An 11388-nucleotide genomic window follows, 5' to 3' on the forward strand; every position below is an offset into this window, starting at 1 on the left:
GGAATCGATCCGCGCACTTTGGGCCGGGACGGGTGACGGCCGTTGACGCCTCCCGATGCGTGTGGCGGAGGGAGCACCTCCGTCAACGGCGTGCGCGGTGCGGTCCTTCTCGGCCGGCGCGCCCGAGGTCAGCCTCGGGATCATGACCCGCCGTCGTGCCGGACGGCGACCGCGGCGACGAACCCCTCCGGCGCGTCAACGTCATGGATGGTCCATCCCACCGGATGGGACAGGGGCACCGGGCCGGTGCCGAGATGGTCGAGCGAGAGGCTGCGGGCGAGTCCGGTGCCGATGCCCTTGAGGTACGACTCCTTGCGCGACCAGGCCCGCGCGAAGCCGGCCGGCCGCTCGGCTTCGGGCAGGGCCGCGAGTTCCGCGATCTCGGTGGGGTGCAGGACGCCGGTGAGTTCCCGGGCGTGCTCGGGCCTCGGGACGGCCTCGATGTCCACTCCCACCCGTACCGCCGCGCAGGCGAGCAGCGCCAGGTCTCCGCTGTGCGACAGCGAGAAGTGGATGCGCCCGTCCCGCGTCACGGGCCGCCCGTGCGGGCCTCCGCAGGACATACAGGGCTCGCGGCGCAGCGGCACATCGGCGGGCCGGACGCCGAGGCAGGAGCCGAGGAGCACGCGCAGGCCGACGTGGGCGGTGATGTAGCACCTGCGGTCGGTCTCCCGCCTGAACGCCGCCGCCCGCCGCTTCTCCTCGGCGTCGAGCACCGCGGCGGCGAGCCGCTCGGCGGCGTCCCCGTGCCGGACCGCGTCGAGGGCCCACAGCAACGGCGTGCCGGGGTTCACCGGCAGCTCAAGCCGTTTCATGGGCTCGTCCAGCGCCGGGGTCACGGGCGCGTACCTCGCGGTTCGATTCACGCGCCGAGCATAGGCAGCGGCTCGATCAGCCGGTGGAGAGGCCCTCGGCCACGTGCGCCATGGCGTCGAGCACCGGCCGGATCAGCGGATGCCGGTCGGCCCCTCGGCGTGCGGCGGCGAAAACCCGGCGCGTCGGCGCGGGGCCCGCCACCGGACGCACGACGGCGTCTTTCAGCTCCATGCCGCGCAGCGCCGAGCGCGGGACGAGGGCCACTCCGGCGCCCGCTCCCGCGAGGGCGACCACGGCCCGGAAGTCGTCGGACGAGTGCGTCAACCTCGGTTGGAAACCGGCGAGTTCACAGGCGAGCAGCATCACGTCGTGGCAGGGGTTGCCGGGGTAGGGGCCGATCCAGTCGCTGTCGGCGAGTTCGGCGAGAGACACATGGGCGCCCTGGGTCAGTGGATGCGCGGCGTGCAGCACGGCGTCGAACGGCTCGGCGTAGAGGGGTACGCGGGCGAGCCGGGGGTCGTTCTTGTGGGGCGCGCCCCGGTATTCGACGGTGAGTGCCAGGTCGGCCTCCCCGTCGAGCACCAGCGGAAGGCTCTCGTCGCCCTCGGCGTCGCGCACCCGGACCCGGATGTCGGGGTGCCGGTCGGCGAGGTGTCCGATGGCGGGGGCCAGCACTTCGGCGATGCCGGTGGCGAAGGCGGCCACCCTGACCTCGCCCGCCTCTCCCCCGGCGTGCGCGGCGAGCTCGGCCTCGGCGCGCTCCAGCTGCGCGAGTACGGCGTGCGTGTGCGCCAGCAGGATCTCGCCGGCGGCGGTCAGGCCGACGCCTCGGCTGCTGCGGGTCAGCAGGCTGTGGCCGGTCTCCTGCTCCAGCGCGGCCAGCTGCTGGGAAACGGCGGAGGGCGTCAGATACAGGGCGGCGGCCGCGGCGGTCACCGTTCGGTGGTCCGCCACGGCCCGCAGGATTCGCAGTCGCCGGGGGTCGATCACTCCCGCATTCTCCCTGCCCGGCGGCGAGAACCGCGAATGGGGTACTTCGGCGCGGGACCTGCCGGGACCTATTCGGCGGCCAGCGCCTCCCGTGCGTCGATGAACGCCGCCACGGCCCGCTCCACGTCGGCGGTGGAGTGCGCGGCGGACAGCTGGACCCGGATCCGGGCCTTGCCGTGCGGGACGACCGGGTAGGAGAAGCCGACGACGTACACGCCGCGCTCCAGGAGCAGGTCGGACATCCGGGCGGCCTCGGCGGCGTCGCCGATCATGACGGGGGCGATGGCGTGGTCGCCGGGGAGGATGTCGAACCCGGCATCGCCCATCTTCGTACGGAACAGCTTGGTGTTCGCGGCGAGCCGTTCGCGCAGGTCACCGGCGGACTCCAGCAGGTCGAGGACCGTGAGGGAGGCGGCGGCGATGACCGGGGCGAGGGAGTTGGAGAAGAGGTACGGGCGGGAGCGCTGGCGCAGCAGGGCGACGATCTCGGCGCGGGCTGCCACATAGCCGCCGGAGGCACCGCCGAGTGCCTTGCCGAGGGTGCCGGTGATGATGTCGACGCGGTCCATCACGCCGTGCAGCTCGGGGGTACCGCGGCCGCCGGGGCCGACGAAGCCGACGGCGTGCGAGTCGTCGACCATGACCATGGCGTCGTAGCGGTCGGCCAGGTCGCAGATCTCGGCGAGCGGGGCGACGTAACCGTCCATGGAGAAGACGCCGTCGGTGACGATGAGCTTGCGGCGGGCGCCCTGCGCCGCCTTGAGCTGCTGCTCCAGGTCGGCGAGGTCGCGGTTGGCGTACCGGAAGCGCCGGGCCTTGGACAGGCGGATGCCGTCGATGATGCTGGCGTGGTTGAGGGCGTCGGAGATGACCGCGTCCTCGGGGCCGAGGAGGGTCTCGAAGACGCCGCCGTTGGCGTCGAAGCAGGATGAGTAGAGGATCGTGTCCTCCTGCCCGAGGAACTCCGACAGGCGCTGCTCCAGCTCCTTGTGGATCTCCTGGGTGCCGCAGATGAAGCGCACGGACGCCATGCCGTAGCCCCAGCGGTCGAGGGCGGCCTTGGCGGAGGCGACGACCTCGGGGTGGTCGGCGAGGCCAAGGTAGTTGTTGGCGCAGAAGTTGAGGACGTCACCGGGGCGGCCACCGGCGGTGACGGCGACGGAGGCGGACTGCGGGGTGCCGATGACCCGCTCGGGCTTGAAGAGACCGGCGGAGCGGATCTCGTCGAGGTCGGTGCGCAGATCGTCGCGGACGGACGCGTACATGGGAGGGCTCCTTGCGAGGATTCCGGAGGGAATGGACAGTCGGGCGTGGGACCGGTCGAGCGGTCAGACGGTCCAGTCGAGGATGATCTTGCCGCTGCGGGCCGTCGCGGCCTCATCGAACGCGGCGTCGAAGTCCTGGTAGCCGTAGCTGCCGGTGATCACCGGGGCAAGGTCGAGGCCGCCTTCGAGCAGGACGGTCATCGCGTACCAGGTCTCGAACATCTCGCGGCCGTAGATGCCCTTGACCGTGATCATCGAGGTGACGATCTTCGACCAGTCGACGGCGAACTCCTCGGCGGGCAGCCCCAGCATGGCGATCCGGCCGCCGTGCGTCATGTTGTCGACCATGTCGCGCATCGCCTCGGGGCGGCCGGACATCTCCAGGCCGATGTCGAAGCCCTCCTTGAGGCCGAGCTGCCGCTGCGCCTCGGCGATGCTCGTCTCGGCGACATTGACCGCGAGGGTCGCGCCGACCTTGCGGGCGAGCTCCAGGCGGGACGGGCTGATGTCGGTGATCACGACGCTGCGGGCACCGGCGTGACGTGCGACCGCCGCGGCCATGATGCCGATCGGCCCCGCCCCGGTGATCAGTACGTCCTCGCCGACCAGCGGGTAGGTCAGGGCGGTGTGCACGGCGTTGCCGAACGGGTCGAAGATGGCGGCGACGTCGAGGTCGACCTTGCCCCGGTGCACCCACACGTTCGAAGCGGGCAGCGACACGTACTCGGCGAAAGCGCCGTCGCGGCCGACCCCGAGCCCGACGGTGCTGCGGCACAGGTGTCTGCGGCCGGCCAGACAGTTGCGGCACTTGCCGCAGACCAGGTGCCCCTCGCCGCTCACCAGGTCGCCGACCGCGATGTCACTGTCGCCTACGTCGGAGCCGACCGCTGCGACCTCCCCCACGAACTCGTGGCCGAGGACGCGGGGCGTGGTGACGGCCTGCTGGGCCCAGCCGTCCCACGAGCGGATGTGCAGGTCGGTGCCACAGATCCCGGTGCGCAGCACCTTGATCAGCACATCGCCGGGGCCGGTCTCGGGCTCGGGCACATCCATGAGCCACAGGCCGGGCTCGGCCTTCTGTTTGACAAGGGCCTTCATGGCTGCGGCTCCAGGCGTGAGGGGACTGATCGTGAACGTCCCCCAATGTGTCGAGCCCGGCCCGCCGAGTCCATCGAGGATTTCTTAACCGGGTCAACAGCGGAGCTTCACGACCCGCCGCTGAACCTCATACGTCCTGGCCGTTCCCGGTGCCCTTGGCGGCCTTGATGCCCTCCGTGATCTTGTCCATGACGGGCAGTCCGGGCGCCTTGTCACTGACATCGAACCCCGAACGGACGATGACCAGCAATCCCTTGACGCTCGGTGACGGGAAGGCGAGCGACTGCACATAGCCGTCGTCGCCCTTCTGCGTGACGACCTTCCAGCGCACCAGGAAGCCCTTCTGCCCGGCGACCTCGACGGCCTCGGCCTTCAGCTGCTCGTGCGAGGTGATCTTTCCGTAGCTCTTGCCGCCGTACGACTCCTTCGCGTTGCCCGCGATGTCCGCCTCGGCCGCCGCCTTGGCACCGGTTGCCTTGGAGCCCAGTGCGACCGCCGGGGCCGAGAAGACCCCACCGCGCTGGCAGGACTCCTTGGCGTCGCCGGGGCAGGGGTGCTCGCCGGTGCTCAGGGTCGCGCCGACCTGCCCGGACTTTCCGGTCCAGCCGTCGGGCACCGGAAGGCTGACGCCCGCCGCCCCGTCGGTGGCGAAGCCTTCCTCGGCGGGCGGCGCCTCGGGCGCCTCGCTCTCGCCACCGGGGCCGCCCGGCTCCTTCGGCTCCTGCCCCTCACCGCCGCCCGTGCCGTCGTCCGGCGAGGGCGTGGCCGAGGAACCCGCGGCCCTACGGTCCTGCCCGGAGTCGTCCGAACTCCCCAGCAGATAGGCGCCGCCGCCGACCGCGGCCAGCACCACGACGGCCACGGCCGCCGCGACCGCCGTACGGGCCCTACGGTTGCGCGCCTTCGGCTCCGGGGGCGGCCACCCGGCTCCGGGCCCGGGTATCCCGGGTATTCGCGGAGGGGGCGCGGGGCGTGTCTCGTCGGTCCATCGGCTGCCGTCCCACCAGCGTTGGAGGGCCGGCCCGTCACCTGTGTGCCCGGGGTCGGAGTGCCAACCGGGCGGAGTCTGATGCGTCACGGACTCACCGTAGGAGCACTGCGTGAAGAACACATGAGAGGTACGCGCCGGCTCCTCGACCTCCTCCGGCCTTCTCCAGCCCTCCCTGCGCTCCTCAGCGGTGCCCGTCGCCGCTGTTGATCGCCCGGTACTCCTCGACGGTGGGCTTGGGCACGTGCGAACCGGGGCCGTACATGGCCCGCGCGAGCCGGGCCCGCAGCAGCTCTGAGCGCTTGAACTTGCGCTTGACCCCGTTGGCGTCGACCCGCGGCCCCAGCTCGAATGGCTCGGGCTGCTCGTGCGCGGTGAGGGTGTGCAACTGTGCCTGCGACAACGGCTCGTGGACCTCGACGTACTCGCCGTGCGGCAATCGCTTGATGATGCCGCTCTCCCTGCCGTGCAGTGCCTTGTCCCGGTCGCGGTGCTGAAGTCCAAGGCAGATCCGCCGGGTGACGATGAAGGCCAGCACCGGGCCGACGAAGACCCCGATCCGCACGAACCAGGTGATCGCGTTGATCGAGAGATGGAAGCGGGTGGCCACGATGTCGTTGCCGCCGCCGATCAGCAGGACGAAGTACAGCGTCAGCCAGGCGACGCCGAGTGACGTACGGACCGGAGCGTTGCGCGGGCGCTGCGCGATGTGGTGTTCGCGTTTGTCCCCAGTGGCCCACGCCTCGATGAACGGATACACCGCGATGGCCATCATGATCAGCGGGAAGAGCGCGAAGGGGATGAAGACCCCGAGTTGGAGCGTGTGCCCCCACGCGTTGATCTCCCAGGCGGGCATCACCCGGATCAGCCCCTCGGAGAACCCCAGATACCAGTCGGGCTGAGCCCCTGTGGAGACCAGATCGGGACGGTAGGGGCCCAACAGCCAGACCGGGTTGATCTGGAACAACCCCGCGACGATCACGATGACACCGAAGACCAGGAAGAAGAAACCGCCCGCCTTGGCGATGTAGATGGGCATGAACGGCGCGCCCACCACGTTCCTCTCGGTCCGTCCCGGCCCGGCGAATTGGGTGTGCTTGTGGTAGAAGACCAGGATCAGATGGGCGACGACCAGCCCCAGCATGATCCCGGGCAGCAGCAGCACATGCACCGAGAAGAGCCGCGGAATGATGTCCTCACCGGGGAACTCCCCGCCGAAGAGGAAGAAAGACAGATACGTCCCCAGCACCGGCACCGACAGGATCGCGCCCTGTGCGAACCGGAGCCCAGTGCCGGACAGCAGGTCGTCGGGGAGCGAGTAGCCGGTCAGCCCCGTGATGATGCCGAGCATCAACAGGGTCCAGCCGAAGAGCCAGTTGATCTCGCGCGGCTTGCGGAAGGCGCCGGTGAAGAACACCCGCATCATGTGCGCGAGCATCCCGGCAACGAAGATGAGCGCGGCCCAGTGGTGGATCTGCCGGATCAGCAGGCCGCCGCGCACCTCCATGCTGATGTCCACCGTGGACTCGAAGGCCCGGGTCATGCGGACGCCGTTCAGGGGGGTGTACGCGCCGTCGTAGACGACCTCCATACCGCTCGGCTCGAAGAAGAGCGTCAGATAGACCCCGGTGAGGATCAGGATCAGAAAGCTGTAGAGGCAGATCTCGCCGAACATGAACGACCAGTGGTCGGGGAAGATCTTACGCATCTGACTCTTCGCCAGCGTGTGGATGCCGAGGCGTCCGTCCGCCCAGTCGGCGACCCGCTCGCCCTTTCCCGGCTGCGCCGGTCGTCCGTCGTGCCGGGTGCGCTCGATCCGTCCGCTCATGCGTCGCCCCCTCGGGCCCCCTCGGGCCCCCTCGGGCCCCCTCGGGGGCTGATACCAGCGTGCCACGGGAGGCCGACGTAGCCAACAGGCCGTACAAACTAGCCAGTTGACGCATCCAGACGGACTGTGTCCCTCCGCGCCGCAACTGCTGCGACGCGAAGGGACCGACGCGTCGGACTGTCAGTTGTGAGTCAGCATTCGCCGCGGCAGGTGGCCGACTTCGCCGTCACTGCCCCGTCCGGCGCGTTCCACTTGTACGAGCCGGGGCCGGGGTTGTAGTGGATGCAGAAGGAGACGGGGTGCCGTTGTCGGTGAACGCGAACTGAATGTGGTCCGCGCCCGGGTAGACGACACCGTTATTGAAGACAGAACCGACGCGATTGAGGTCGCCCGACCAGTTCCCGGCCGTCCTGAGCCGCAGTTCACCGGTCTGGTCGGGACCGGATTACATACAGAAATAGCCCTTCGGGCAGCCCGGCGGGTTGGGTTCCGCCGATGCGGTGCCGGACAGGCCGACGGTGGCGGCGAGGATTCCGATCGTTCGCTTGCGCAAGCCTGTTTTCCCCCAGTCATGTGCGGGTGTGGGTACCCGCCGGTCTGGCGGGACCGAGACGAGACCCTAGGGACCGACGCCGGGAAGAAGAGGTGGTTGCGCACGGTTTGGCCTGAACCATTCCGTGTACGAAATCGCCGGGTGCGTATTCCGTGGACGGGTCGCGCCGGGCGCGCTACCGGCCCTGGAGGCGGGCGGCGACTTCCGCATCGTCGGGCCCAGTCCGGATGACGCCCTGGTCGTCGAGGCGGGGGCGGATCCGCATCGGCTCGGTCGTCTCCGGGTCCGAGAGGCGAGGTGGTTCGGGGCCGTCCGGGCCGGTGCGCAGCATGCGTTCCACACGGCAGAGGCGGAAGGTCTTGCCGCGGACGGTGATCTCGTTCGACCGCGGCGCCGCCTTGAGATGTTCGGCTGCTCGCGCGTACGCCTTGGTGGTGGCGGTGTCGAGTTCGTAGACCCGGGGCCAGACCGTGGCCAGGCCGTCGAACAGGACGCGGCGCGCGTCGTGCGGGGTCGGCTGGATGCGGCTGCGGGGCCGCCAGCCCTTGCCCGCGCGTTCGACGAGGCCGAAGCCGACGGGCAGCAGGATGAGTTCGGGGTGGTCGTGGACTGCCTGCCGGGATTCCTCGCGCATGGCCGGCGGGATGTGATCTCCCTCGTACGAGAAGTCCTGCAGGCCGAGACGGGAGGCCTCCGCCATGAGGCCAAGTGTGCGGCCCGGATCGAGGACATAACCGGGGTCGGGGAGCGCGGTGTCGTGGCCGGGCGCGCACTCCCAAGAACAGTCGGTGGGCTCGTGGTCCGTGGGGCGGGGCGGCTCGGGACCGCTCTCCTGGCCGCAGCGTGCGTATTCGTCGCCGCGCACGATGCGGTAGCGGATGCCGAGCACGGTGAGTTCGTCGATGCGTTCGCGCTCAAGTATCCCTACTGCGGCGAGGAGTTCGCGGCGCTCGGCCGGAGTCTCCGCCTCGTCCTTCGCCTTGAACCACAGCAGAGAGTTGAGGTTGTCCCGCGCATCCTGCGGGGCCCTCTCTGTCACCTCTTCGACCAGCTGCCACTGCGCGTCGGGCTCCGGGCCGAGAGCGGCCACGCCGAACACGGCGCCGCGCGGCCACACGTAGGGGTAGCGGTCCGAGTGATACGGATGGACATGGCGACCATCGTTGCGGCGCGGGCGGGACATTACGACGACGTTCAAGGCGTCGCTTTGGCGGCACATGAGTGTCACACGGGAGGCGTCAAACCGGTGTCATTTGGGGAGTCGGAGCGCTAGCCTCGACTCATGACCACGACGATTCAGGCAAACGATGTTCTGCGCGCCGTACGGATCGGAATGCGCCTATCCCAGGATGAGTTCGCCAAGGCGATTCGGGAAGCCGGTAAGGCTCTGCGGGAACCGAACGACGCTTCCAAGCGGCTCGTTCAGCGGTGGGAGTCGGGCCAGACTCGCACATGCCGACCTGCCTATGCCCGTGCTCTGGAAAAGGCCACCGGCCGCCCTATTGAGGCCCTAGGGTTCGCGCTCTCCCTTCCTGGCTCTCGTGTTCACGAAGACGGTGCAGGGGGCCACGACATGGAGCCTGGTACCGAAAAAGTCACTCAGTCCATGGGAACGGCGACGGTCGCTCAGCCAGCAGCAGAGGACTACTCGGGCGTCTGGCTGTCCCGGTATGAGTTCTTCTCGTCCAGCCGGGAGCAGACGTTCACGGCGTCCCATCACGTGCTTGTTGTGCACCGAGGCAACCGACTCACGGTCGAATCCCTGCCGGGGGCGTCGTCTAACCCTGACAGCCCGATCCATCTGGACCTGACTGTGGACCGAAATGTCGTCACAGGATCGTGGACGGAGCAGACTGCCGCTGACGGCTACTACCACGGGGCCCGCTACCACGGGGCCATCCAGCTCCTTGTTGAACCGACTGGACGCCGCATGGCTGGGAAGTGGGTCGGATTCGGTAAGGACTTCGATGTGAACACGGGGCCATGGGAACTGCGGCTCCTCGACCGCTCCACATCCCGAGCTGGCATCGAACGCTTCTCCGTCGTCCCGGAGTAGGGAAGGCTGCTGGGCTTGCTGCCATGGGAACGGCCTGCCCGAAACAAAGGAACGCCCCCGCCGTTTGGCAGGGGCGTTCTGGGTTTGATTCGAGAGTTCAGAGGAGGGCCCGGAACGGGTTGGCGTCGAGAACGGGGGCGGGGGTTCGCTTCACCGGAACGGGAGCCGGGGCCGGAACGGGAGCGGGGCGGTAAGCGTCCATCTGCACAACCGGCCAGCATCACAGACCGCACCGACTCAGGGCCGCTCGCGTCCTCACTCAAAGGGGACGACTCAGCCACTGCCACAGACTCCGACTCCGACTCCGGCTCCGGCTCCGGCTCCGGCTCCGGCTCCGGCTCCGGCTCCGGCTCAACGTCCACCGGCTCAGGGACGAACGGGGTCCATCGAACTCGGCTGGGTTATGGTCGAAGAGGGCAACACCTACCGGCTGCGGAAGCTCACCAAGGACGGCGACGCCAACGCCGTGATCTACGTGGATCAGTCCGTCATGAACGTTCTGAAGTGGCAGAAGGAGCGCCAGGAAGCGGAGCGGAAGCAGCTCGGTGCGGCCTGGGTGGATCACGATCTCGTCTTCGCCCGGGACGGCTTCAAGCTCTACCGGGGCGAAGCAGGTGGCCCCCAGGACCCCGAGAAGGTGTCGGCGCGGTGGCGCACTCTGCGCACCCCCTTGAAGCTCCCGGAGGACTTCCGGATTCACGACTGGAGGCACAGCAAGGTCACGAACGATCTGGAGGCCGGGGAGAACCCCGTGGAGGTCTCCGCGAACGTCCGGCACCACTCGCCGGGCTACACCATGGCCCGCTACGGGCACAGCAGGAAGAACGGAGCGCCCGGAAAGCTCGCCGCCTCCGGAGCCAACAGGCTCGGCCTGTCATCCCTGGTCTGACCAGGAGATTCGCTGGGCTGTTGGTCACGTGGTTGGTCACGCCACAGCCTAAAAACGCAAAAAACCCCAGATCAACTGGGGTTCCTGCTGGTGTCCGAGGGGGGACTTGAACCCCCACGCCCGATAAAGGGCACTAGCACCTCAAGCTAGCGCGTCTGCCATTCCGCCACCCGGACCGGTGGTCGGCCCCGGTTTCCCGTGGCGACATGAGAAACAATACCAGGGGTTCGGGGTCGGTTTCACCCGAGTATCCCGTGGTCAGTGGCTTGTGGTCAGTTGCGCGTGGCGGTCTTGTTCGAACTAATCCAGTCCTCGTCCTGCCGCCACGCACACAACGTGTGTCCGCCCGTGTACGCGTAGTAGGAGTCGCAGCGGTACGCGGCCCGGTCGGAGGTGCCCTTCGGGAACCAGGAGGCTTCGAGAGCCGGCTTGCCGGGGGTGGTCGTCGGCTTGACGGGCTCGCAGGTGGCCGGGGCTTCGGTGGTGGGGAGCGTCGCCTTCAGGAGGCGGTCGCCGCCCGTTGTCGTCATGACGTACGAGACATCCTTCGCCCTCGTCGGGCAGCCAGCGCGGGACCGAGGCACGGTCCTCCTTGGCGGTCGCTCCGGTGACGTAGAACGAGGCCTCCTCGTGGCGGCCGTCGTACCAGTCGAAGGCGGCGGGCGCCGCGACGATGCCCACGAAGCCGAGCCCGACCGCGGCGGCGACGGTGGTGAGAACGATCGACCTGGTGAACATGAGGGCTCCTGAGGATGCAGCGAAGTGCTGTGGTCCGGGGTCCTTCCATCGTCGGGTGCGTTTTCGGCCGTCCGGGTCAGCCCGCGGGACCGTTGTGTGTACGACCACGGGGGCACGGAGGGTCGTGGGCCCCTAGGACGTGTTTTTTATTTTTTTAAAAATAATAT

At 68.9% G+C, this 11388-nt stretch carries 11 protein-coding genes and 1 tRNA gene; 3 read left to right on the forward strand and 9 right to left on the reverse strand.

All coding sequences use genetic code 11. The annotated features are described in order from the left end of the window. Window positions 1–140: 140 nt before the first annotated feature. The 7 genes from QMK30_RS14080 to QMK30_RS14110 form a co-directional block, all read right to left on the reverse strand. Window positions 141–866 carry a 4'-phosphopantetheinyl transferase family protein gene (locus tag QMK30_RS14080; RefSeq protein WP_283518105.1) on the reverse strand — a complete coding sequence of 242 codons (726 nt, stop codon included), beginning with the start codon at window positions 864–866 and terminating at the stop codon, window positions 141–143. A 25-nt stretch (window positions 867–891) separates the two neighbouring features. Continuing rightward, window positions 892–1806, reverse strand: a complete 915-nt coding sequence (locus tag QMK30_RS14085; protein ID WP_283518107.1) for a LysR family transcriptional regulator — start codon at window positions 1804–1806, stop codon at window positions 892–894. Window positions 1807–1874: 68 nt separating this feature from the next. Then, window positions 1875–3071 carry a glycine C-acetyltransferase gene (locus QMK30_RS14090; protein WP_283518110.1) on the reverse strand — a complete coding sequence of 399 codons (1197 nt, stop codon included), beginning with the start codon at window positions 3069–3071 and terminating at the stop codon, window positions 1875–1877. A 63-nt stretch (window positions 3072–3134) separates the two neighbouring features. Beyond that, complete coding sequence (tdh, locus tag QMK30_RS14095; protein ID WP_283518112.1) at window positions 3135–4169, reverse strand: L-threonine 3-dehydrogenase; 1035 nt, start codon at window positions 4167–4169, stop codon at window positions 3135–3137. 127 nt (window positions 4170–4296) lie between these two features. Continuing rightward, on the reverse strand, window positions 4297–5247 hold the full coding sequence (locus QMK30_RS14100) for a DUF2510 domain-containing protein (RefSeq protein WP_283518114.1): 951 nt from the start codon (window positions 5245–5247) through the stop codon (window positions 4297–4299). A 94-nt stretch (window positions 5248–5341) separates the two neighbouring features. Then, the gene (gene qcrB, locus QMK30_RS14105; protein WP_283518115.1) at window positions 5342–6985 is read right to left on the reverse strand and encodes a cytochrome bc1 complex cytochrome b subunit; all 1644 of its coding nucleotides are present in this window, start codon (window positions 6983–6985) and stop codon (window positions 5342–5344) included. A gap of 728 nt (window positions 6986–7713) precedes the next feature. Further along, entirely contained in the window at window positions 7714–8721 is a 1008-nt protein-coding gene (locus QMK30_RS14110) for a DUF5954 family protein (RefSeq protein WP_283518117.1), read from the reverse strand. A 99-nt stretch (window positions 8722–8820) separates the two neighbouring features. On the opposite strand from QMK30_RS14110, the gene QMK30_RS14115 reads away from it, so the two are divergent. Next, window positions 8821–9594, forward strand: a complete 774-nt coding sequence (locus QMK30_RS14115; RefSeq protein WP_283518119.1) for a helix-turn-helix domain-containing protein — start codon at window positions 8821–8823, stop codon at window positions 9592–9594. A gap of 403 nt (window positions 9595–9997) precedes the next feature. Next, complete coding sequence (locus QMK30_RS14120; protein WP_283518120.1) at window positions 9998–10483, forward strand: site-specific integrase; 486 nt, start codon at window positions 9998–10000, stop codon at window positions 10481–10483. An 88-nt stretch (window positions 10484–10571) separates the two neighbouring features. Here the strand turns inward: QMK30_RS14120 and QMK30_RS14125 are convergent. Together QMK30_RS14125 and QMK30_RS14130 are read right to left on the reverse strand one after the other, a co-directional pair. Beyond that, window positions 10572–10659: transfer RNA gene (locus tag QMK30_RS14125), tRNA-Leu, on the reverse strand. Window positions 10660–10755: 96 nt separating this feature from the next. Continuing rightward, window positions 10756–11013 (reverse strand): hypothetical protein, encoded by a 258-nt coding sequence (locus QMK30_RS14130; RefSeq protein WP_283518122.1) that lies wholly within the window; start codon window positions 11011–11013, stop codon window positions 10756–10758. On the opposite strand from QMK30_RS14130, the gene QMK30_RS14135 reads away from it, so the two are divergent. Beyond that, window positions 11012–11233, forward strand: a complete 222-nt coding sequence (locus QMK30_RS14135) for a hypothetical protein (RefSeq protein WP_283518124.1) — start codon at window positions 11012–11014, stop codon at window positions 11231–11233. The two genes, QMK30_RS14130 and QMK30_RS14135, sit on opposite strands and share 2 nt — an antisense overlap. Window positions 11234–11388: the final 155 nt, after the last annotated feature.

The organism is Streptomyces sp. H27-C3, assembly GCF_030063415.1.
Classification (GTDB): Bacteria; Actinomycetota; Actinomycetes; order Streptomycetales; family Streptomycetaceae; genus Streptomyces.